The organism is Pseudomonas sp. 65/3-MNA-CIBAN-0223 (genome assembly GCF_040310425.1).
In the GTDB taxonomy this organism is placed as follows: Bacteria; Pseudomonadota; Gammaproteobacteria; order Pseudomonadales; family Pseudomonadaceae; genus Aquipseudomonas; species Aquipseudomonas gregormendelii.
Genome location: NZ_JBEOPV010000013.1, coordinates 134,463 through 156,634, shown reverse-complemented (window position 1 = coordinate 156,634; position 22,172 = coordinate 134,463). Strand labels below are relative to the sequence as shown.

Annotated in this window: 21 protein-coding genes and 1 pseudogene; 12 read left to right on the top strand and 10 right to left on the bottom strand. The window is 60.5% G+C overall.

Annotated features, from left to right (window positions below; genetic code table 11):
• Positions 1-23 precede the first annotated feature (23 nt).
• Both AAEZ09_RS18050 and AAEZ09_RS18045 read left to right on the top strand, forming a co-directional pair.
• Positions 24-701 carry a response regulator transcription factor gene (locus AAEZ09_RS18050; protein WP_045061793.1) on the top strand — a complete coding sequence of 226 codons (678 nt, stop codon included), beginning with the start codon at positions 24-26 and terminating at the stop codon, positions 699-701.
• Positions 698-2,044 carry an ATP-binding protein gene (locus tag AAEZ09_RS18045; protein WP_350600236.1) on the top strand — a complete coding sequence of 449 codons (1,347 nt, stop codon included), beginning with the start codon at positions 698-700 and terminating at the stop codon, positions 2,042-2,044. Before AAEZ09_RS18050 ends, AAEZ09_RS18045 begins: the two co-directional genes overlap by 4 nt.
• Before the next feature lie 5 nt (positions 2,045-2,049).
• Here the strand turns inward: AAEZ09_RS18045 and AAEZ09_RS18040 are convergent, their stop codons facing one another.
• The gene (locus AAEZ09_RS18040) at positions 2,050-3,048 is read right to left on the bottom strand and encodes an AraC family transcriptional regulator (protein ID WP_350600235.1); all 999 of its coding nucleotides are present in this window, start codon (positions 3,046-3,048) and stop codon (positions 2,050-2,052) included.
• A gap of 339 nt (positions 3,049-3,387) precedes the next feature.
• Here AAEZ09_RS18040 and AAEZ09_RS18035 point away from each other — a divergent pair, with 339 nt between their 5' ends.
• Positions 3,388-4,722, top strand: a complete 1,335-nt coding sequence (locus AAEZ09_RS18035; protein WP_045061790.1) for a dicarboxylate/amino acid:cation symporter — start codon at positions 3,388-3,390, stop codon at positions 4,720-4,722.
• Positions 4,723-4,864: 142 nt separating this feature from the next.
• Entirely contained in the window at positions 4,865-6,046 is a 1,182-nt protein-coding gene (locus tag AAEZ09_RS18030) for a CaiB/BaiF CoA transferase family protein (RefSeq protein ID WP_045061789.1), read from the top strand.
• 175 nt (positions 6,047-6,221) lie between these two features.
• Here AAEZ09_RS18030 and AAEZ09_RS18025 read toward each other — a convergent pair whose 3' ends face one another.
• Both AAEZ09_RS18025 and AAEZ09_RS18020 read right to left on the bottom strand, forming a co-directional pair.
• Complete coding sequence (locus AAEZ09_RS18025) at positions 6,222-6,716, bottom strand: SprT family zinc-dependent metalloprotease (RefSeq protein WP_045061788.1); 495 nt, start codon at positions 6,714-6,716, stop codon at positions 6,222-6,224.
• Between the two features lie 149 nt (positions 6,717-6,865).
• Entirely contained in the window at positions 6,866-7,468 is a 603-nt protein-coding gene (locus AAEZ09_RS18020) for a Yip1 family protein (protein WP_045061787.1), read from the bottom strand.
• 270 nt (positions 7,469-7,738) lie between these two features.
• Between AAEZ09_RS18020 and ttcA the strand changes: the two genes are divergently transcribed.
• Positions 7,739-8,563 (top strand): tRNA 2-thiocytidine(32) synthetase TtcA, encoded by an 825-nt coding sequence (ttcA, locus tag AAEZ09_RS18015; protein ID WP_350600234.1) that lies wholly within the window; start codon positions 7,739-7,741, stop codon positions 8,561-8,563.
• A gap of 41 nt (positions 8,564-8,604) precedes the next feature.
• The gene (locus AAEZ09_RS18010; RefSeq protein ID WP_205893457.1) at positions 8,605-9,279 is read left to right on the top strand and encodes a DNA-3-methyladenine glycosylase I; all 675 of its coding nucleotides are present in this window, start codon (positions 8,605-8,607) and stop codon (positions 9,277-9,279) included.
• Between the two features lie 99 nt (positions 9,280-9,378).
• Here the strand turns inward: AAEZ09_RS18010 and AAEZ09_RS18005 are convergent, their stop codons facing one another.
• The 3 genes from AAEZ09_RS18005 to arsC are packed head-to-tail and all read right to left on the bottom strand — an operon-like array spanning position 9,379 to position 10,752.
• On the bottom strand, positions 9,379-9,804 hold the full coding sequence (locus AAEZ09_RS18005) for a DUF2069 domain-containing protein (protein WP_045061784.1): 426 nt from the start codon (positions 9,802-9,804) through the stop codon (positions 9,379-9,381).
• 1 nt (position 9,805) lies between these two features.
• Positions 9,806-10,402, bottom strand: coding sequence for an NAD(P)H:quinone oxidoreductase (gene wrbA / locus AAEZ09_RS18000; RefSeq protein ID WP_045061783.1), 597 nt, complete (start codon positions 10,400-10,402; stop codon positions 9,806-9,808).
• Entirely contained in the window at positions 10,399-10,752 is a 354-nt protein-coding gene (gene arsC / locus AAEZ09_RS17995) for an arsenate reductase (glutaredoxin) (protein ID WP_045061782.1), read from the bottom strand. Before arsC ends, wrbA begins: the two co-directional genes overlap by 4 nt.
• 114 nt (positions 10,753-10,866) lie before the next feature.
• Here arsC and AAEZ09_RS17990 point away from each other — a divergent pair, with 114 nt between their 5' ends.
• Positions 10,867-11,334 carry a TlpA disulfide reductase family protein gene (locus tag AAEZ09_RS17990; protein WP_045061781.1) on the top strand — a complete coding sequence of 156 codons (468 nt, stop codon included), beginning with the start codon at positions 10,867-10,869 and terminating at the stop codon, positions 11,332-11,334.
• An 80-nt stretch (positions 11,335-11,414) separates the two neighbouring features.
• On the opposite strand, the gene AAEZ09_RS17985 is transcribed toward AAEZ09_RS17990, so the two are convergent.
• The 4 genes from AAEZ09_RS17985 to AAEZ09_RS17970 form a co-directional block, all read right to left on the bottom strand.
• Positions 11,415-11,819, bottom strand: a complete 405-nt coding sequence (locus AAEZ09_RS17985; RefSeq protein ID WP_045061780.1) for an META domain-containing protein — start codon at positions 11,817-11,819, stop codon at positions 11,415-11,417.
• On the bottom strand, positions 11,819-12,253 hold the full coding sequence (locus AAEZ09_RS17980; protein ID WP_045061779.1) for a hypothetical protein: 435 nt from the start codon (positions 12,251-12,253) through the stop codon (positions 11,819-11,821). Before AAEZ09_RS17980 ends, AAEZ09_RS17985 begins: the two co-directional genes overlap by 1 nt.
• Before the next feature lie 77 nt (positions 12,254-12,330).
• A complete protein-coding gene (locus AAEZ09_RS17975) occupies positions 12,331-13,323 on the bottom strand; it encodes a 2-hydroxyacid dehydrogenase (RefSeq protein ID WP_045061778.1) in 993 nt (330 codons plus the stop codon).
• Between the two features lie 27 nt (positions 13,324-13,350).
• Complete coding sequence (locus AAEZ09_RS17970) at positions 13,351-16,104, bottom strand: response regulator (protein ID WP_205893461.1); 2,754 nt, start codon at positions 16,102-16,104, stop codon at positions 13,351-13,353.
• A gap of 216 nt (positions 16,105-16,320) precedes the next feature.
• Here AAEZ09_RS17970 and AAEZ09_RS17965 point away from each other — a divergent pair, with 216 nt between their 5' ends.
• The 5 genes and pseudogenes from AAEZ09_RS17965 (at position 16,321) to rlmD (ending at position 22,098) form a co-directional block, all read left to right on the top strand.
• On the top strand, positions 16,321-17,043 hold the full coding sequence (locus AAEZ09_RS17965) for a response regulator transcription factor (protein ID WP_205893462.1): 723 nt from the start codon (positions 16,321-16,323) through the stop codon (positions 17,041-17,043).
• The gene (locus tag AAEZ09_RS17960) at positions 17,030-18,466 is read left to right on the top strand and encodes a sensor histidine kinase (protein ID WP_350600233.1); all 1,437 of its coding nucleotides are present in this window, start codon (positions 17,030-17,032) and stop codon (positions 18,464-18,466) included. The genes AAEZ09_RS17965 and AAEZ09_RS17960 overlap by 14 nt, the downstream gene beginning before the upstream one ends.
• 190 nt (positions 18,467-18,656) lie before the next feature.
• Positions 18,657-19,687: pseudogene (locus AAEZ09_RS17955) on the top strand (PDDEXK nuclease domain-containing protein).
• A gap of 108 nt (positions 19,688-19,795) precedes the next feature.
• Positions 19,796-20,698 (top strand): cysteine synthase CysM, encoded by a 903-nt coding sequence (gene cysM / locus AAEZ09_RS17950; RefSeq protein ID WP_045061773.1) that lies wholly within the window; start codon positions 19,796-19,798, stop codon positions 20,696-20,698.
• Complete coding sequence (gene rlmD, locus AAEZ09_RS17945) at positions 20,698-22,098, top strand: 23S rRNA (uracil(1939)-C(5))-methyltransferase RlmD (RefSeq protein ID WP_350600232.1); 1,401 nt, start codon at positions 20,698-20,700, stop codon at positions 22,096-22,098. Before cysM ends, rlmD begins: the two co-directional genes overlap by 1 nt.
• The last annotated feature ends 74 nt before the right edge of the window (positions 22,099-22,172 follow it).

Below are 22,172 nucleotides of genomic sequence, written 5' to 3'. Positions count from 1 at the left end.
TGATGTGTGCCTGGGAGGGCGTTATGAAATTGCTGGTCGTAGAAGATGAAGCGCTGTTGCGCCATCACCTGCAAACCCGCCTCACGGACAGTGGTCATGTGGTGCAGTCCGTGGCCAATGCGGAAGAGGCCCTCTACCAGGCCGAGCAATTCAACCATGATCTCGCGGTGATCGACTTGGGGCTGCCAGGCATGGGCGGGCTCGACCTTATTCGCCAGTTGCGTTCGCAGGGCAAGGTCTTTCCCATCCTGATTCTGACCGCCCGCGGTAATTGGCAGGATAAAGTCGAAGGCCTTGCCGCTGGCGCCGACGATTACGTGGTCAAGCCGTTTCAGTTCGAGGAGCTGGACGCCCGGCTCAATGCCCTGTTGCGCCGCTCCAGTGGCTTTACCCAGTCAACGATCGTGGCTGGGCCGTTGCTGCTCGACCTCAATCGCAAGCAGGCCTGCCTGGATGATCAACCGTTGGCACTGACCGCCTATGAGTACCGCATCCTGGAGTATTTGATGCGCCACCATCAGCAGGTGGTACCCAAGGACCGCTTGATGGAGCAACTCTACCCTGATGATGACGAGCGCGATCCGAACGTCATTGAAGTCTTGGTGGGACGCCTGCGCCGCAAGCTCGAGGGGCCTGGCGGATTTAAACCGATCGATACCGTCCGTGGCCTCGGCTACCTGTTTACCGAGCGCTGCACTTGATTCGTTCGCTACGTGTGCGCTTGATGCTCGCTGCCACGATCCTGGCAGTGTTGTTCATGCTGGCGTTACTGCCGGCGATGCAGGGCGCTTTCAGTCTGGCATTGCAAGACTCCATCGAACAGCGCCTGGCGTCGGACGTCACCACGTTGATCTCTGCCGCCCGTGTTGAAGACAACCGACTGAAGATGCCGGAGCAACTGCCTGACGAGCGGTTCAACCTGACTGACGGCCGGCTGCTGGGTTACATCTACGATCGCGATGGTCACCTGGTCTGGCGCTCGAACGGTACCCAGGAGGAACACATCAATTACACGCCCCGTTACGACGGGCGCGGCAACGAGTTCGCCAGAATTCGCGAAGCCAATGGCCAGGAGTTTTTCGTCTACGACGTCGAGGTCAAGTTGCTCGGCGGCCAGAGCGCGGCGTTCAGTATCGTCGCTTTGCAGCCGGTACGTGAGTACGAGTTCACCCTCGACGGGCTGCGGGAAAATCTCTACCTGGGCTTCGGCGCTGCACTGCTGGTGCTGCTGGCGTTGCTGTGGATCGGCCTGACCTGGGGCTTGCGCGCGTTGCGCCGGCTGAGCCAGGAACTGGACGAAATCGAAGGCGGAACCCGTGAAAGCCTGAGTGAGCAACATCCCCGTGAACTGCTGCGTCTGACCGGCTCCCTCAACCGTTTGCTGCACGGTGAACGTGAGCAACGCAGTCGCTACCGTGATTCCCTCGATGACCTGGCCCATAGCCTGAAAACGCCCCTGACTGTTCTTCAGGGAGTCAGCGAAGACATGGCGCAGCGTCCTGAAAATCGCGAACAGGCCTGGGTGCTGCAAACCCAGATTGAGCGCATGAGCCAGCAGATCAGCTACCAGTTACAACGGGCCAGCCTGCGCAAGAGTGGTCTGGTACGCCATCAGGTGCTCTTGCGCCCGGTATTGCAAAGCCTGTGTGACACGTTGGACAAGGTGTATCGCGACAAGCGTGTGCAGGTGTCCTTTGACCTGCCAGAGCCTTGCTATGTGCCAATAGAACAGGGGGCGCTGCTGGAAATGTTGGGCAACCTGCTGGAGAACGCCTATCGCCTGTGCCTGGGTGAGGTGCGAGTCAGTATGCGCGACACCGCAGAGGGCATCGAATTGTGCGTCGAGGATGACGGTCCCGGTGTGCCTTCGGACCAGCGTGCGCGAATTCTGCGGCGTGGCGAGCGTCTGGATCGTCAGCATCCGGGGCAGGGGATCGGCCTGGCCGTGGTCAAGGACATCATCGAAAGCTACAGCGCGAAGCTGACCCTCGACGACTCGCCCATGGGGGGGGCGGCGTTCCGGATTCATTTTCCGGTGCTCTAGAGTGCTCAGTTTTCCTGCGCCCGATAGGCTCCCGGCGTCAATCCGGTCCATTTCTTGAACGCCCGGTGGAACGCAGATGGCTCGGAGAATCCCAGTTGTTCGGCGATCTGTTGCAACGACAGGTCTGAGCGGCTCAGGTGGTAAATCGCGATGTCCCGGCGCAGTTGATCCTTCAACCCTTGAAAACTTGTACCTTCCTCGCGCAAATGCCTGCGCAGGGTCTGCGGGCTGATGTTCAGGTGCGCGGCCACTGCTTCCAGGTCAGGCCAGCGCGAACTGTCCCGACTGAGCAGTCGTCTCAGCCGGCTGCTCAAGCTGTTGCCATCGTCGGGGCGTGCCAGCAGGTCGGCAGGCGAGCGCTGCAGAAAGTGCTTGAGGGTGCGCTCGTCCTGCAACAGCGGCCTATCCAGGTAACGGCTGTGGAACACCAGGCTGCTCTGCCTGGCGGCAAATTCGAGGTGGCAGGAGAACAGCAGGTCATATTCGGCGCCGTGTTCGGGACGCGCATAGCTGAATGTCGCCTGTTCCAGCAGGATGCGCTGGCCAATCAGCCAGCTACCCAGTCGATGCCAGACCATCAGCTGGCTTTCGGTGAGGAAGTGGTCCGGATCACGGAACTGCGAATCGTCCAGGCTGAGGCGGATCATTTCGCCCTCGCGGCTGATGGTCAGGCGCGGGCCGTCGGGGAATAGGCTATAAAACAATAAGCCGCGATGCAGGGCCTTATCCAGATTACGGCAGTGGATCAGGGCGTGACACATCATCGCGAAGCTGCCGGGCCGACTGACTGTTGGCCCGAAACCGAGAAATTCGTCATCCAGCGCTGCCCATAGTCCCTGGAGCAGTCGGGTAAATTGCTCTGGAGCAATCCGCGCACGGGGCTCCTCAAGCAGCTCGGGACTAATGCCCAGTTGCTGGAGCAGGCCTGAATAATCGTACCCGCTTCGGCGAGCACCACCGAGGGCGGCGCGGGCGAAGTGGCTGGCGATGGTGCGTTCGCGCATAGAGTGAAAGTCCGTCCGTTGAACGGCGGATAGTAGACACGAGACTGGCGTCTCAACAAGGCGGATATCCGCCAATTTACCGGACGTCATCGGGCTGATGGGCGGAAATCCGCCACTTGCGCCCGGCGCCCCGGGGATGCTGAAAAACTTGCAAGGCTTGATGTCCAACGGCTTGCAGGCAGTTTTATAAAGGTGGCACGGGCCTTGCGATGTAACGGGTAGATGTCTGCCATCGCGCAGCTCGAAAAAACAAATCCCTCCAGTGCAGGAGGGTTCGCAATTCAGGTGTCAGGGACAACAGATGGATGTTGTTCGCGGGCACTCTTGAGGAACTTTGCAATGACGACTCGTCAGCCACTGTACAAATCCCTGTATTTCCAGGTGATCGTTGCCATCGCCATCGGCATCCTGCTCGGTCACTTCTATCCGCAGACCGGCGTAGCCCTCAAGCCGCTGGGTGACGGGTTCATCAAACTGATCAAAATGATCATTGCCCCCATCATCTTCTGCACCGTCGTCAGCGGTATTGCTGGCATGCAGAACATGAAGTCGGTCGGCAAGACTGGCGGTTACGCGCTGCTCTATTTCGAAATCGTTTCGACCATCGCCCTGCTGGTTGGCCTGGTGGTGGTGAACATCGTGCAGCCAGGCAACGGCATGCACATTGATGTGAGCACTCTGGATGCGTCCAAAGTCGCCCAGTATGTGGCGGCTGGTGCTGATCAAAGCGTCGTTGGCTTCCTGCTGAATGTGATCCCGTCCACCATCGTGGGTGCGTTCGCCACCGGCGACATCCTGCAAGTGCTGATGTTCTCGGTGATCTTCGGTTTCGCCCTGCATCGCCTGGGTGCCTACGGCAAGCCGCTGCTGGACTTCATTGATCGCTTTGCCCATGTCATGTTCAACATCATCAACATGATCATGAAGCTTGCGCCCATCGGTGCCTTCGGTGCGATGGCATTCACCATCGGTGCCTACGGCGTTGGCTCGCTGGTGCAGCTGGGTCAACTGATGGCCTGCTTCTACATCACCTGCCTGCTGTTCATCCTGATCGTATTGGGCGGTATCGCCCGCGCCCACGGCTTCAGCGTGCTGAAAGTGATTCGCTACATCCGTGAAGAACTGCTGATCGTGCTGGGTACTTCTTCTTCGGAATCGGTACTGCCGCGCATGCTGATCAAGATGGAACGTCTGGGCGCTAAGAAATCCGTGGTAGGTCTGGTGATCCCGACCGGCTACTCGTTCAACCTCGACGGTACAGCCATCTACCTGACCATGGCTGCGGTGTTCATTGCCCAGGCAACCGATACCCACATGGACATCACTCACCAGATCACCCTGCTGGTGGTGTTGCTGCTGTCCTCCAAAGGGGCTGCCGGCGTGACCGGGAGCGGTTTCATTGTGCTGGCCGCGACCTTGTCCGCCGTTGGCCACCTGCCAGTTGCCGGCCTGGCGCTGATCCTTGGTATCGACCGCTTCATGTCTGAAGCCCGAGCCCTGACCAACCTGGTGGGCAACGCCGTTGCGACCCTGGTCGTGGCCAAGTGGGTCAAGGAACTGGACGTCGATGTCATGCAAGCCGAACTGGCTTCCGGCGGTCGTGGTATTGCCGAAGAGCGTGAAGAGGACGACCTGGGCGTAGCCGAAGGTCCGACCCCAAGCAACGTCAAATAAGACTGCTGTTTTGACAAAACCCGCTTCGGCGGGTTTTTCATGGTTGGGATTTGAGCGCAACGGTCACTGCGACTGATGCATCCGGTAATTGCTGCAATGCCATCGTCTGCCTAGGCTTGGGGGAACGCATTGGAGGTTACTCATGTTCGGGCCACTGGCTTCACTGAAGATCCTGGATTTTTCGACGCTGTTACCCGGGCCGTTCGCCTCGCTGTTGCTGGCGGACATGGGGGCGCACGTGTTGCGCATCGAGTCGCCGACTCGCATGGACCTGCTCCGGGTGTTGCCACCCCACGACCAGGGTGTGTCGGCGAGCCATGCTTATCTCAATCGCAACAAGCGCAGCCTGGCGCTGGACCTCAAGCAGCCTGAAGCCCTGGAAGTCATCAGGCAGTTGCTGCACGACCACGACATCCTGCTCGAGCAGTTTCGCCCTGGGGTCATGGAGCGCCTGGGCCTGGGTTATGAAGCCCTCAAGGCAATCAACCCCAGGCTGATTTATGTATCGATCACCGGTTACGGACAGACCGGCCCCTACAAGGATCGCGCCGGCCACGACATCAATTACCTGGCGCTGGCGGGGCTGGCCAGCCATACCGGCCGGGCCGACAGTGGGCCATTGCCACTGGGCATGCAGGTGGCCGACATCGCGGGAGGCTCGCTGCATGGTGTGATCGGCCTGCTGGCTGCGGTGATTGCGCGCCAGCAGACGGGGCTGGGGCAATACCTGGATGTCAGCATGACCGATTGCGCGTTCACCCTGAATGCCATGTCTGGTGCGGGTTTCCTGGCCTGTGGTGAGGAGCCTGCGCGGGAAAACCAGGTACTCAATGGTGGCAGTTTCTACGATTACTACAGGTCTCGCGACGGGCGCTGGTTGTCGGTGGGGAGCCTGGAGCCTGCGTTCATGAAGCAGTTGTGTACGGCGTTGGGCCTGGAAGACATGGCTAAACTGGCGCTGTCACCACAACCGGAGCATCAGAAAAAGCTCAAGGACGCGTTGAGGATTGAATTCGAGAAACACGACTTTGCCGAATTGAGCGCGCTGTTTGCCGAGCTCGATGCATGCGTCGAGCCGGTATTGAGCCTGGGTGAGGCGGTGCGGCATCCGCAACTGCAAGCGCGCCAGGTGGTCACGCAGGTGCCCCGCGGAGATGGCACGACCCAGGCGCAGATCGCCTGTGCGCTGAAGTTCTCTGAAGGCTTGCCGGAGCCCAGACATATCGGTGCGCAGCTGGGGGCACATACGGATGAGGTGTTGCGGGAGTTGGGGTTCAGCGCCGAGCGGATCCTGGACTTACGGCGTGCCAAGGTGGTTCTGTAGCGGCCTTGAGCACGGCATCGCGAGCAAGCTTTGCTCCCACAGGCAAAGCCTTCACTCATCCATTGCCCTGTGAAAGCAAGTTTGCTTCCACAGGATAGCCTTCACTTAGCCATTGCCCTGTGGAAGCAAAGCTTGCTCGCGATGGGGCCGGCACTGTCACTGCAAAAAAAAGGTACTACTCGACCCGCATCTCCCCACTGAACACCAAGGTGTTGCGGCACCGGCGGCACAGATACCGGCGGCCCTGCCTCACCAGGCCGTGACGCTGGGCAGAAAACGGGAAGTCACTGTCGGCGCACGGGCATTTGTAGATATAGCGGGTGACACTGCGTCGTTTGACGTCATAGGTGTGGCAGCGGTTGGGCGGCAGTTCGTAAACCCCGCGCATGATCAGCTGCCACTCTTCGCCATGGGGCTGGATGCGGTCGCCGAACAGTTGATGGGCAATCAGGTGCGCCACTTCGTGAGCCACGGTCTGCTTGAGGAAATCGTCGGTATTTTCCCGATACAGCTGCGGGTTGAAGCGCAGCAGGTTCTCGTGCAAATGCGCGACACCGGCTTTCTGCCCGCGCAGCTTGAGGCTCACCACAGGGCGTTTGAATGAACGTTTAAAGAAGGATTCAGCGAGTTGGTAGCAATCTTCGACGCGGGTATTGAGTTGCTCGGGCATGCTTGATGGGTCTCCAGAGACGTCGAGTATGCCGCAACCCCGGGTGGTTGCGAATCGTCCGGGCGCCGAATGGTCGTGGCCGATCAAATCCCGGACATTAAGAGGCCGCCTTACGGCGGCCTGTATTGGCAGATATTTTTTATAAGAAGTCAGTTGGTATAGACGGGCCCCACGCCCAGTCCCCAAACAATCACCGTGAACGCCATGATGGCCACGAGCACCACCAACCCTACGGCCAGTACAGAACTCGAAAACAGGAAACCTTCGTCCGATGGAATGTTCATGAAGGTCGGCAGGCCGACATACAACAGGTACACGGTGTAGCAAATGGCTGCGGTGCCGACGACCATTCCCAGCCACATGTGCGGATACAGCGCCGCCAGGCCGCCAATGAACAGCGGCGTTGCGGTATAGGTCGCGAAGGCAACACAGCGGGCCAGGCTCGGGTTGGCATCATAGGTGCGAGCCATCCAGTGCACGAACGCGCCCATCACGGCCACGCCGCCAAGCATCGCCAGGTAAGACATGATGGTCATCCACAGCGCGCTTTCCTGGGTCAGCATCACGGGTGCCCGGTTGCCGATGACCCAACCCACCTGGGTGGTGCCAATAAACGCCGACACGGCCGGAATCGCCGCGAGAATCAGGGTGTGTGTGAGATACATGTGGCTGATGCTTTCCTCCTGGTCGCCACGGATCTCTTTCCATTCTTGGTCAGGGTGGGTGAAGAGCCCCACTACGTGATGGATCATGCCAGTCACTCCTCTTGTTTTTACCATCGCCCCCCGGTGGAGCGCCTACGGGCCAAGGTGGCCAAGTAAGGGATAGGTCTGGATAGTCATGCGACCTTATGTCGCAGTATAGGAAGGACTTAACCGTAGAGGTGATAGGGCTTAGAGCAAATTGCGCTGTAAATGCCCGACTTAATCGCGATGGGTTTGTGTGTTGGCCGGGGTATTACGCCGAGATCGGCTTTTTGCGTAAAATGCTCGCCTTTCGTCACACCTCACGGATTTCGCGTCATGGGCACTCTTACCGTCAACCAGAACAAACTGCAGAAGCGCCTTCGCCGCCAGGCGGGTGAAGCTGTCGCCGATTTCAACATGATTGAAGATGGCGATAAGGTGATGGTGTGCCTGTCCGGCGGCAAGGACAGTTACACCATGCTCGATGTGCTGCTGCATTTGCAGAAGGTGGCTCCGATCAGGTTCGACATCGTCGCCGTGAACATGGACCAGAAGCAGCCGGGTTTCCCCGAGCATGTCCTGCCGGCCTACTTGAAGGCGTTGGGCGTCGAGTATCACATCGTCGAGAAAGACACTTATTCGGTGGTCAAGGAACTGATCCCGGAAGGCAAGACCACTTGCTCGCTGTGCTCGCGCTTGCGCCGTGGCACGCTGTACACCTTTGCCGATGAAATTGGCGCGACCAAGATGGCCCTCGGTCATCACCGCGACGACATTGTCGAAACGTTTTTCCTGAACATGTTCTTCAATGGCTCGCTCAAGGCCATGCCGCCAAAATTGCGCGCCGATGATGGCCGCAACGTGGTGATTCGCCCGCTGGCGTATTGCAACGAAAAGGACATCCAGGCTTATTCGGACTTCAAGCAATTCCCGATCATTCCGTGCAACCTCTGTGGTTCTCAGGAGAACCTGCAGCGTCAGGTGGTCAAGGACATGCTGCTGGAGTGGGAGCGCAAGACCCCGGGACGCACCGAGAGCATTTTTCGCAGCTTGCAGAATGTGATCCCGTCACAGCTGGCCGATCGCACCTTGTTCGACTTCACCAGTCTCAAGATCGATGAAGCCGCCGCGTCGCGGTTCGTCAACGTTGTCAACCTCTGATCAAAACACCGGTTTTACTTTTTTAATCCTCAGGAGAGGGCATGCGCGATTACAAGTGGCTGCACGAATACTGCCTGAACCGCTTCGGTTCGGCAGCTGAACTGGAAGCCCATCTGCCCGTTCCCAAGTCACCTGCGCAGTTGCGCAAGATCAGTGATGATCGTTACCTGTCCACCATGGCCTTGCGCGTTTTCCGCGCCGGGCTCAAGCACAGTCTGGTGGACGCCAAATGGCCGGCCTTCGAGGAAGTGTTCTTCAGGTTCGACCCGGAAAAAGTCGTGCTGATGAGTGCCGAACATCTGGAGCGCCTGATGCAGGATGCGCGGATCATCCGGCATTTGGGCAAACTCAAGAGCGTGCCGCGCAACGCGCAGTTCATCCTCGATGTCGCCCACGAGCAGGGCAGTTTCGGGGCGATGATTGCCGATTGGCCGGTGACCGATATCGTCGGGCTGTGGACCTTCCTGAAAAAGCGTGGCCATCAGTTGGGGGGGCTGTCGGCGCCGCGATTCCTGCGGATGGTCGGCAAGGACACGTTCGTGCCGAGCTATGACGTGGTGGCGGGGTTGAATGCGCAAAAGATCGTCGACAAGGTCCCGACCAGCCAGCGCGACCTGGCCCTGGTGCAGGATGTGTTCAACCAGTGGCATGAGCAGAGTGGCGGGCGGGCGATGAGCCAGATTTCGATGATGCTGGCATATACCGTGAATCATTGAGAGCGAGTTGAACCCTTCGCGAGCAAGCCCGCTCCCGCCGGGGATTGGGGTTGTGCACAAATCCCCTGTGGGAACGGGCTTGCCCGCGAAGGCGATCTATCAGGCGACGGAGATGTCACCTTCACCCGCCAACTTGCGATTGAGCTGAAACCGCCACCGCACATACATCAGTGCCGAGCAGAACACCGCCACGCTCGCGCCCATCTCCAACAGGCCAAACAATTGCCGGTTCGGGTCATAGGCCGCCAGTGCGCCCTTGATGAAATACAGGTTCACCACAAAACACATCCACGAATGCCCGCGGGCGCTGCCCAGGATCATCCCTGGTGCCAGCAGCAACAGCGGCACCAGCTCGATCAGCAGGATCACCCACGGTCGCGCGCCATGCAGGTCGGCGATCAGCAGGTAATAAACGCACAGCAAGCCCACCAGCCCCAGATAGCACAGCAGGCTGATCACTCGCATGGCCCGAACCCGCGGTTCGAGCCATTCAATGGACGGCAATACCTTCGGCTTTTTCGCCACGTCAGTTCCCCAGCTTTTGCGCAGTCTTTGCCAGCCGCAGGCCCAACGCCCGGCACAGCGCCACTTCGTGTTCATTAAGGCCGCTTTTGCCATCTGCCCCGGCGTGGTGACTGGCACCATAGGGCGTACCGCCTCCGCGGGTTTCCAGCAGGGCCGATTCGCTGTACGGCAGGCCGGTGATCAACATGCCGTGGTGCAGCAACGGCAGCATCATCGAGAGCAGCGTGGTTTCCTGGCCGCCATGAAGGCTCGCGGTGGAAGTGAATACACCGGCCGGCTTGCCGACCAAAGCGCCGGTCAGCCACAGGTTGCTGGTGCCGTCGAGAAAATACTTGAGTGGCGCGGCCATGTTGCCAAAGCGAGTCGGGCTGCCAAGCGCCAGGCCTGCGCAGTTTTTCAGGTCGTCGAGGCTCGCATACAGCGCACCTTCTGCCGGAATATCTGGCGATACGGCCTCGCATTCGGTGGAGATCGCCGGGACCGTTCGCAAGCGAGCCTCCATCCCGGACTGCTCAACGCCACGGGCGATCTGCCGGGCCATTTCATTGGTCGAGCCACTGCGGCTGTAATACAGCACCAGAATGTACGGCGCGCTCACGGCAGCAACTCCAGCACGTTCTCCGGTGGCCGGCCGATCACGGCTTTGTCGCCTACCTCAAGAATCGGCCGCTCCATCAGCTTCGGGTGCGCGGCGATGGCTGCGATCAATTGTGCTTCGCTGAGGCTGGCGTCGGCCAGGTTGAGGGTCTTGTATTCGTCCTCGCCGGAGCGCAGCAGTTGCCGGGCGCCGATGCCGAGTTTTTTCAGCAGGCTCTGGATTTGCGCGGCGTCCAGCGGCGTTTCCAGGTAGCGCACTACCTCAGGTGTCAGGCCGCGGGCCTGGAGCAGTTCGAGCGCACCGCGGGATTTCGAGCAGCGCGGGTTGTGATAAAGCGTCAGATCGGTCATGTGCGGGTCGCATCTTGCGTAAGGTGGCGGCTATTCTAACTGTGCGGCGCGTATTCCAGAACCTCGGGAGGCAATGGGTCGCGGCAGTATTCTTTTTTTGACAAGGATCACGACATGAACAGACGACTGGCAGCGACACTGGTGATCATCGGCACATTATTGCTGGGGGGGTGTGGCAACGATTACGGGGTCGACCAGAACGGCCGGAAAGTGGCTGCCGAGCGTCTGGACAAACAATGGCTGGTGCTCAACTACTGGGCCGAGTGGTGCGGGCCGTGCCGCACCGAGATTCCAGAACTCAATGCCCTGGCCGAGCAGCTCAAGGACAAAAACATCGGCGTGTTCGGGGTCAACTTCGATAACGTGCAGGGCGAAGAACTGAAAAGCGCCAGTGAGAAGCTGGGCATCGGCTTCACGGTGCTGGCACAGGATCCTGCAGAGCTGTTCGAGGTGCCGCGCAGCGAGGCGTTGCCGGTGACCTACATCATCGACGACAAGGGCAAGGTGCGTGAGCAATTGATGGGTGAGCAGACAGCGGCGGGGCTGCTGGCGAAGCTGGAGGCGTTGCAGGCCAGGAATTAAGGGGGCTCAGGAATAGATCGCAGCCTTCGGCAGCTCCTACGGTGTTCAGCGGTCTCCGAAGGCTGCGATCTTTTCAGGATTTAACCCTCTTCAAGCCACCAGCGCATCGGCTTGCCTTCAGCCGGCCAGAAGCGCACCTGGTCGATCGGTGACACATCCCAGCGCTGCACGTGCTCCAGGGCCTGGAGGAAACGTTTCTCCTGCTCCATCAACGCCGGCGCGCAGAGTTTGCGGGTGCTGCCGACCTTGCCGAAGCTCAGCTTGTCGCCTTCCAGGGTGTAGGGCGCGAACCAGTGGTTGCAGCCGCCATTGCCATAGGCACGACCGTCTTCACCCAGGGTGATGGTCAGGTGGCTGTAGTCCATCAAAGGACGTTCGCCGATCCACTCCAGAATGTAGCTGCGGTTCTGTTGCAGTTGCACCGGTTGAGCGGCGCAGCCCAGCAGGCTGGCGCCAACCAATGCGGTCAGGGCAAGGCGTTTCATCACGCAGGCTCCTGGCATTTCGGGCACAGGTGCTTCTGACCGACAGTGCTCCAGCCCAACTCGGCGATCCGCGCAGTGGCAGCTGGCTTTTCAGCCTTGTTGCCCAGCTTGGCGTCGACTGCAAACTCGAAACTCAGCTCTTTGGCACAACTGTCGCAGTTGACTTTCCAGGTGTGGATCGCCAGTTCGCCGAACACCGGGCCACTGGCCACCGCCACCCATTGCCCGGGTGGGTTGATCAGGTGGCGAACCGTTTCCACGGTCAGGCGCATGGCCAGGTCCTTGCTGCCTTTGAGCGTCACGACCAGCACGTCATTGTTGCGAATCGAGCCACCGTTGCCGGTGACCTGATAACGCCCTGGGACCAGGGCGCGGCATTCGGTGAGGGTGTGCTGCGGGTTCATCAGGGTATAGCGGAAATCGTGTTCGACCATGGGTCCTCCAAATATGCGCGGCATGCTAGCACGGACATCCGCTGATCATGGTGTGGGCCTTCGACCTTCGATCCGGTTCAACCGGCATCCACCTGATTTTGCGGGGTTCCGGCCGCCCACGCGGCAATATTCTGCAATGTAGTGGCGGCAATCGCGCCCAATGCTTCGCGCGTCAGGAAGGCCTGGTGCGCGGTAATGATCACGTTCGGAAAGGTCAGCAGCCGCGCCAGCACGTCATCCTGCAACGGCAGGTCGGAGCGGTCCTCGAAAAACAGTTGCGCCTCCTCTTCATAGACATCCAGGCCCAGGTAACCCAGTTGCCCATCCTTGAGTGCGTCAATCAGTGCCGGCGTATCCACCAGGCCACCGCGCCCGGTGTTGATCAGCATGGCGCCGGGTTGCATGTGCGCCAGTGATTCACGGTTGATCAGGTGCTTGCTCTGGTCGTTGAGCGGGCAGTGCAGGCTGATGATCTGCGACTCGGCGAGCAATTGCGGCAGGCTCAGGTAGCGAGCGCCGAGGGCTTCGACCTGCGGGTTGGGGTAGGGGTCATACGCCAGCAACTGGCAGCCAAACCCGTGCATGATTTTCGCCAAAGTCGCACCGATCTGCCCGGTGCCGACAATGCCGACGGTTTTGCCCACCAGATCGAAGCCGGTCAGGCCGTGCAGGCTGAAATCCCCTTCGCGGGTGCGGTTGTAGGCGCGGTGCAGGCGCCGATTGAGCGCCAGGATCAGCGCTACCGCGTGTTCGGCCACGGCATGCGGCGAGTAGGCGGGCACGCGCACGACGGGCAGGTCCAGACGCTTGGCCGCGGCCAGGTCGACGTGGTTGTAGCCGGCCGAGCGCAGCGCGATCAGGCGCGTGCCTCCCGCAGCGAGGCGTTCGAGCACGGGCGCGCTGAGGTCATCATTGATGAAGGCGCAAACCACCTCGTGGTCTTCAGCCAGGGCCACTGTATCGATGCTCAGGCGCGCGGGTTGAAACTGCAGTTCGAGGTCGGCGGGGAGCTCGGCGGCAAGAAAACTGTCGCGGTCGTAGGTTTGGCTGCTGAATAAAAGGGTGCGCATCGGATCCTCCGGTTGATCAGCGTTCGGTCAGGCGTTGATGCGGGCCTGTGCCGCCAGGCGATTGATCGCCCGGTCGAGCTCCTCGAGGGCACTGTAGGCGCGCGGGTCTTGCTGCTTGAGCAGGGTTTCGCTGCGTTGGCAGGCGGCGCGCAATTGCGGCACGCCACAGTAGCGGGTCGCACCATGCAGCCGGTGGACCCGCTCGATCAGCGCGTTGTGGTCGTCGATGTCCCGGGCAAACCGAATGGCTTCGCGGTCGGCTTCCAGGGACGCGAGCAACATGGCCAGCATATCCGCCGCCAGGTCTGCCTTGCCGGCAGCCAGGCGCAAGCCTTCCTCGTGATCGAGCACCTGCAGTTCCGGGGCGCCGCTGTGTCGATCGCCCGCGCGTTCGGGCCCCTGATTGCGCAGGGCCAGGCCACTCCACTTCAACACCACCTGCGCCAGTTGCCGCTCACTGATCGGCTTGGTCAGGTAGTCATCCATGCCGCTTTGCAGCAGGGCGCGTTTTTCGTTGGCCATGGCATGGGCGGTCAGCGCGACGATCGGCAGCGGCGTGCAGTGGCGCTCACTCTCCCATTGGCGAATCGCTTCTGTGCTCTGGCGCCCATCCATCCCGGGCATTTGCACATCCATGAGCACCAAATCGAAGGTCTCGCTCTGTACCGCCTTGATTGCAGCAAAGCCACTTTCCACCGCCAGCACCTTGGCGCCCATGTCTTCGAGCAGGGTTTGCACCAGCAACAGGTTGGCCGGGTTGTCGTCGACACACAGCACTTTGGGCGCCCGACTGGACAACGGCTCGTCCGGCTCGCTGCGGATGTGGCGCGGGTTGACCAGGTCGGACAGCGCCCGTCGCAGTTTGCGGGTGCAGGCCGGTTTGGCCTGGAGCTGACTGTGGGGGTTGGGCACGGACAGGTGGAACAGCGTCTGTTCGGTGGTCGGGCACAGCACCAGCACTTTGCAGCCCAGGTGTTCGAGGTCCCAGATGTGCTGGTTGAGGCGTTCGGGTGGCATGTCTTTGCTGGTAATGCCCAGCACAGCGAGGTCGATCGCCTGCTCGGTCTGGTGCACACCGGTCACGCCATTGGCCAGGCTTTCCAGCGTGTTGAAAGGCGTCACCGCAAGACCGCAGTCTTCCAGTTGGTGCTGCAGGGCCTGGCGCGCCAGCTCATGGTTCTCCAGCACCGCAACGCGGCGCCCCAGCAGCGGCGGGCCGGGCAGGTCCTCGGCGTCGTCGCGGGTCTTGGGCAGGCTCAGGCTGATCCAGAATTCCGAGCCTTCGCCCGGGGTGCTGTCGACGCCGATCTCGCCGCCCATCTGCTCGATCAGGCGCTTGGAGATCACCAGGCCCAGGCCGGTGCCGCCGGGTTGCCGCGACAGTGAGTTGTCGGCCTGGCTGAAGGCCTGGAACAAGGCGCGTACGTCCTGGCTCGACAGGCCGATGCCGGTGTCCTGAATACTGATGCGCAGTTGCACGCTGTCTTCATGCTCATCTTCGAGCATGGCACGGGCGACGATGGTGCCTTCGCGGGTGAACTTGATTGCATTGCTCACCAGGTTGGTGAGGATCTGCTTGAGTCGCAGCGGATCGCCTACCAGCGACAACGGCGTGTCGCGATAAACCAGGCTGACCAGCTCCAGCTGTTTGGCGTGGGCGGCGGGGGCGAGGATGGTCAGGGTGTCCTGCAACAGGTCGCGCAGGTTGAACGGAATATGGTCGAGCACCAGCTTGCCGGCTTCGATCTTGGAGAAGTCGAGAATCTCGTTGATGATGCCCAGCAGACTGTCGGCGGACTTTTCGATGGTGCCCAGGTAGTCGAGTTGCCGCGGGGTCAATTCGCTTTTTTGCAGCAAGTGCGTGAAACCCAGGATGCCGTTGAGCGGGGTGCGGATTTCATGGCTCATGTTGGCCAGGAACTCGGACTTGATCCGGCTCGCTTCCAGGGCTTCCTTGCGCGCCAGGTCCAGCTCGATGTTCTGGATTTCGATGGTTTCCAGGTTCTGGCGCACGTCTTCGGTGGCCTGGTCGACGCTGTGCTGGAGTTCTTCCTGGGCGTTTTGCAGGGTCCCGGCCATACGGTTGATGCCCGCCGCCAGTTCGTCCAGCTCCTGACTGCCGAGGGGTGGCAGGCGGGTCTCCAGGTGGCCGTCCTTGAGTTGCGCCACGGCCTGCTTGATCTGGCCGATCGGGCGGTTGATGGTACGGCCCATGCGCAAGGCCAGCAGCGCCGCACCGCCCAGGCCCGCGACAATCAGCAGCAGGCTGGCAAACAGGCTGCGATAACCACGCAGCAGCATGCCATTGTGGGACAGTTCGAGTTCAACCCAGCCGAGCAGGCGATTAGCCTCGTCGGGGATCAGGTCGCCGGCCAGGTTGCGGTGCTTGCCGAAGACCGGCAGCAGGTAGCGCGTCGCGTCATTGCCGCTGCGGCGCAGCAGTTGCGAGCCGTCGCCCAGGGGGGCCTGATTGAGCATGGTCGGGCCGGCGTGAGCCAGCGGCGTGCGGTCGGCGGCGAGGAAGGTGACCGCGCGCACGTCCTGCTGCTCCAGCGACTGGGTGGCGATGCGTTCGAGCAGCTCGTTGTTGTGGTGACCCATGGCGGGGGCGACCAGTGGCGCCAGTTGCTCGGCGATCATTTCGCCGCGCTGCATCAGCTGGGTTTGCAGGTCGGACTGCTGCATCCAGATGAAGTAGCCGCCCAGAACCAGTGCCATCAGGCTGGTCGGCAACAGCGTCAGCAGCAATACACGGCCTTTTATTCCCAGTTTCTTGAGCACGCATCTCTCCTGCATCCAGCGATTTAATGACCTGCGCTTACGTCCGGTACGCGCCACCTGCGCAGTGTAGCGATTTGCTCGCGGCCGATCCCCGTAAAAATTGTGCCGGTCATTCGTCGGCCCACTTAGCCTATTGAGGTCCGGGGCGAAGCTTGTGTTGCCCCTGGCGAGGCAATCTTGAATAATCTGTCAACTGAGAATTATTTGCAGATACTCATGACTCCCATCTCTAGCGATCATCCGCGCATACTTTCCATCGAAGACGACCTCGTTCTCGGTGCCTATGTGCACGAGCATCTTGAGCGCAGCGGCTTCCAGGTGACCTGGTGCCAAAACGGCCAGGAGGGGCTGGACCTGGCGCGTGAGCAACGCTTCGACGTAGTGCTGATGGATATTCTGCTGCCAGGCCTGGACGGGCTCAAGGCGCTGACGCAGTTGCGCGAGAGCCATTCGACTCCGGTGCTACTGATGTCGGCGCTCGGGGCGGAAGCCGATCGCATCAGTGGCTTTCGGCTGGGGGCTGATGATTACCTGCCCAAACCGTTCAGCATGGCGGAGTTGCGGGTGCGTATCGAAGCGATATTGCGGCGGGTGGCGCTGGACCGTCGACCGGCGCCGGTCGCCCCTGCGCCTGCGGCCGACTGCCTGCGGTTCGACGACGGCTGCTTTGACGTCGTCTATCGGGATCGGGCCGCAGGCCTGACTCGCAGCGAGTACCGCCTGCTGGAAACCTTGAACCGCAACGGCGATGAAGTATTGAGCAAGGCCTTCCTTTATCAGCAAGTCCTGCAGCGCGGCTATGCCGCCCACGATCGCAGCCTGGATATGCACATCAGCCAGATTCGCCGCAAACTCAAGGCCATCGACTATTTGGAACGCGAAGTTCGCACGGTCTGGGGCAAAGGCTATGTCTTGAGTGCTGCTGATGAAGTGGTCTGACCTGCCGGGGCGGCATTCGCTATTCTGGAAACTGGCGTTTTTGCTGGTGGCGTTCTGCTTGCTGATGATCTGGCTGAGCTGGTCCTGGGGCCGCTACATGGAACAGCGCAATCAGTTTCTCTCTGATGAAGCCCGGGGCACCTTGACGCGCTACGCCGCCGAGGCCGAGCGCGCCTGGGAGCAGGGCCAGCAGACCGGCGTCGATAGCTGGTTGCAGGGCATGCGCCAGCGTGAAGCGGGGTGGGTCGGCGTCATCAGTGGGGATCTGCAGTCGTTAAGCAGCCAGGAGCTGACGGACAAAGAGATCCAGCACCTGACCTTTCTGCGCGGCCTCGACTGGCCCATCCACAAGAAAGGCCTGCCGTGGCTGCGAGTACCCTTTCCTGGCGACTCGTCCGCGGGCAGCCTGGTGATCGAGTTGCCGCAACGTTTTGTACCTGGCCAGTATCGGCTGTTTTGGCGGGTCATCACCAATGGCGTGATTCCCGGGCTGTTCACTTTGCTGCTGTGCGTCGGGCTGTATCGCCTGCTGGTGGTACCGCTGAACAACCTGCGTGAACAGGCCAATGCCTGGCGTGCCGACCAGTTGGGCGTGCGCCTGTCGAGCCGCACCACTGATCGACAGGATGAATTGGGAGAGCTGGGCCGCGCCTTCGATCACATGTCCGAGCGGTTGCAGGGCACAGTGGCCCTGCAGCAGCAACTGCTGCGCGATCTGTCCCACGAATTGCGTACGCCCCTGAGCCGCCTGCGGGTGGCCAGCGACAGCGAGCAGGACCTGGCGCAACTGCGCGAGCGTATCGGTCGGGAAGTCGATGGCATGCAGCGGCTGGTCGAGGACACCCTGCAGCTGGCGTGGCTCGACACAGAGCGCGCGCCGTTGCCCGATGAAGCGATCCAGATTCAGGCACTGTGGGAGATGCTCACGGAAAATGCCTGCTACGAGAGTTGCTGGTCGAGCGGGCAATTGGTGTGCACCGTGGATGCCTCCTGTTGGGTGCGTGGCAACCTCAACACCCTGGCCCAGGCGGTGGAAAATATCCTGCGCAACGCCATCCGCCATTCGCCCCAAGGAGCAGTGGTGACCCTGGGAGGCCGGCGCGACGGCAACTTCTGGCACCTGTGGCTGGAGGATCAGGGCGGCGGCGTGGCTGAAACCGATCTTGAGCGAATCTTCTCACCCTTCACCCGGCTCGACGGTTCGCGCCCGGGCAACGGCGGATTCGGCCTGGGCCTGAGCATCGCGCGCAATGCCGTGCAGCGCCAGGGCGGAAGTATCTGGGCGCAGAATACCGGGACTGGTTTGCGGCTGAATATGCGACTGGTGGCGGATGAAGGCGCTGTCAGCGCAGCCGTCTTCGCGGGCGAGCCCGCTCCTTGCGCTACTCCCACAGTGCACCCGCGTCGGTCACAAGTCATCTGAACGACGCAAATCGCCGTGTGAGCGGCGGTGCAAAGATTCGACTTGCTCTTAAGAGGCCGTTACTGGCCCCACTGGAATGCCGGAATGCTCCTGTTTTTTTGTAAGATATTTCCCAAAGGATGTCGCTGGCATTTTCCAGCTTCCTTGACGGTTTAAGCTCTCGCCTATAACTGTCCCCATGGAGCCTGGTATGAATGAAAGTACCGTCCCCGGCAACGCCTCCGAAGACCGTTTCGATGAAGTGTTGGAGCTGATTAATTCTGCTCGACAACAGTCGATGCGAGCGGTGAACACCTGTCTGATCGAGTTGTATTGGCAGGTCGGTGCGTATATGCGTATATCAGTCGAAAGCAGGAGCAAGCTGAATGGGGCGATGCGGTGATCAGCCAGTTGGCCGAGCATTTGGCTTGGACACAGCCTGGATTGCGTGGATTTACCCGGCCAAATCTGTTCCGCATGCGCCAGTTCTATGAGACATATCGCGATGACGTAATTGTCTCACCGCTGGTGAGACAATTACCCTGGACCCACAACATTGTCATCCTGAGTCAGAGCAAACATCCGGAAGAACGCGAATTTTACCTGCGGATGACCGTCCAGGAAAAATGGTCGAAGCGTGAGCTGGAGCGACAGTTCAAAGCTGCCTTGTTTGAACGAAGCATCACTGAGCCGGCGAAGGTGTCGGCCGCGCTGAGAAAAACTCATCCCTCAGCGTTGGAAATCTTCCGTGACGCATACATGGTTGAGTTTCTCGGCCTGTCGGGCGCCCATGCCGAGACCGATTTGCATCACGGGCTACTGGCGCGCCTTAAGGAATTCCTGATCGAACTCGGCCGCGATTTCTGCTTCGTCGGCTCTGAGTATCCGCTCCAAGTCGGCGGGAGAGATTTCTCGCTTGATCTGTTGTTTTTCCACCGCAGCCTCAACTGTCTTGTGGCGATCGAGCTCAAAGTCGGTCGTTTCGAGCCGGAATATCTCGGTAAGCTGGACTTTTATCTGGAGGCACTGGATCGCCATGAGCGTAAATCCCACGAGAACCCTGCGATAGGTGTCTTGCTTTGTGCCTGCAAGGATGACGAAGTAGTTGAGTACGCGCTTAATCGAAGCCTCTCTCCGGCGCTGATCGCGGAGTACCAGGTCCAGCTACCCGACAAACAGTTGTTGCAAGCCAAGCTGCATGAGTTTTACGTCTTGAACACGACGCAGTCGTCAGGATGTTGAATTAGCTGCTTATTCCCACAAGCCATAAGCACTGCACTTTGCGTGATATGGCCTTTGCGGGTTTGCCGGTATGATGGGCGCCCCCGCAGTCTGGATTGCGAATACGCCATGACATTGCAGTACCCAACCATCGCCGATTGCGTCGGCAACACCCCGCTGGTTCGTTTGCAGCGCCTGCCTGGCGCCACCAGCAATACTCTTCTGCTCAAGCTGGAAGGGAACAACCCGGCGGGTTCGGTCAAGGACCGTCCTGCGCTGTCGATGATCACCCGTGCAGAATTGCGCGGGCAGATTCAGCCTGGCGACACGCTGATCGAGGCAACTTCGGGTAATACCGGGATCGCGCTGGCGATGGCGGCCGCGATCAAGGGTTACCAGATGATCCTGATCATGCCGGACAACTCCAGTGCCGAACGCAAGGCCGCCATGACCGCCTACGGTGCCGAACTTATTCTGGTAACCCAGGAAGAAGGCATGGAAGGCGCACGTGACCTGGCCCAGCGCATGGAAGCCGAAGGTCGGGGCAAAGTGCTGGACCAGTTCGCCAACGGCGACAATCCTGAAGCGCACTACACCACGACCGGTCCGGAAATCTGGCGCCAGACCCAAGGCACCATTACCCATTTCGTCAGCTCCATGGGCACCACCGGCACCATCATGGGCGTTTCGCGCTATCTCAAAGAGCAGAGCGACAGCGTGCAGATCGTCGGCCTGCAACCGATGGAAGGCTCGGCCATCCCAGGTATCCGCCGCTGGCCGCAGGAATACCTGCCAAAAATCTACCAGGCTGATCGCGTGGACCGCATCGTCGACATGGCGCAAGCCGAAGCCGAGGACGTGACCCGTCGCCTGGCTCGTGAAGAAGGTATTTTCTGCGGCGTGTCCTCGGGCGGTGCGGTGGCAGCGATGCTGCGCCTGTCCAAAGAAGTTGAAAACGCGGTGATCGTTGCGATCATCTGCGACCGTGGCGACCGTTACCTGTCGACCGGCATTTTCGACGCGGCCAACTGATGGCCAAGCACGAGAGAGGCCTGCGCTTCCAGCCGACAGGCGGCAGCAAGGCACCCCAGATCCCGACTGGCAAGAAGCAGCGTCTGACGATCGAGCGCCTGGCCAATGACGGCCGCGGGATCGCATTTTTTGAAGGTCGCACCTGGTTTGTCCTGGGGGCCTTGGCGGGTGAAGAAGTTGAAGCGCGAGTGCTCGGTACTCACGGCAAGGTGGTGGAGGCGCGTACCGAGCGGGTGTTCCAGGCCAGTGAGCTGCGCCGCCCTGCACCTTGCCCACACTTCGGTCGCTGTGGTGGCTGCAGCGTGCAGCACCTGCCCCATGACGAACAGCTTGCACTGAAACAACGCATGCTGGCCGAGCAATTATCCAAGGTCGCCGGTGTCGAACCTCAGGAGTGGGCAGCGCCGTTGAGCGGTCCGGAATTCGGTTACCGGCGTCGCGCCCGAGTGGCGGTGCGTTGGGACATGAAAGCCAGGAAACTCGAAGTCGGTTTCCGTGCTGCTGGCAGTCAGGACATCGTTGCAATCAGCGAATGTCCGGTGCTGGTACAGCCCTTGCAGCCGATCATGACGCGATTGCCGGAAATGTTGCGGCGCTTGAGCAAACCTCAGGCGCTGGGGCATGTTGAACTGTTCAGTGGCTCCTCGCTGGCGGTGCTGCTGCGGCACATGGCGCCGTTGTCCGAGGCGGACCTGACCATTCTCAAGGAGTTCTGCGCTTTCCATGGCGCGCAACTGTGGCTGCAGGGTGAAGGCGAGCCGCAACCGGTGAATGCCGATCAGTCCCTGGGCTATCGCCTGGAGCGCTGGGATCTGGAACTGGCCTACCGACCCGGCGACTTCGTTCAGGTCAATGCCGGCGTCAACGAGGCCATGGTCGCCCAAGCACTGGATTGGCTGAAGCCGCAGCCGGATGAGCGGATACTTGACCTGTTCTGTGGCCTGGGCAACTTTGCCCTGCCATTGGCCAAGGTGGTGCGCGAAGTGGTGGCGGTGGAGGGTGTGCAGACCATGGTCGAGCGTGCAGCCGCCAACGCAGCTTGCAACAATCTGCATAACACTCATTTTTTTCAGGCCGATTTATCCCAGCCTTTGACTGATGCCGAGTGGGCAGTCGAAGGCTTTTGTGCGGTACTCTTGGACCCACCGCGTGACGGTGCCTATGAGGTTGTGCGCAAGCTCAAGGCGCTGGGCGCCGAGCGCCTGGTATATGTGTCGTGCAACCCGGCAACGCTGGCGCGTGACACGGTCGAATTGATCAAGCAGGGCTACCGGTTAAAACGTGCCGGGATTCTCGATATGTTTCCTCAGACGGCACATGTCGAGGCCATGGCGTTATTTGAAGCGAGCCAGGACGGCTCGTCTGGTCCGACTGACCCGCCCGTACAGCGCTCGAATTAGCCCCACGAGCGTACCCGGCAATAAAGGTCAGCGATTTGACGCATTGAATCTGCGTCGTAGGGAAGGTAAGCAAG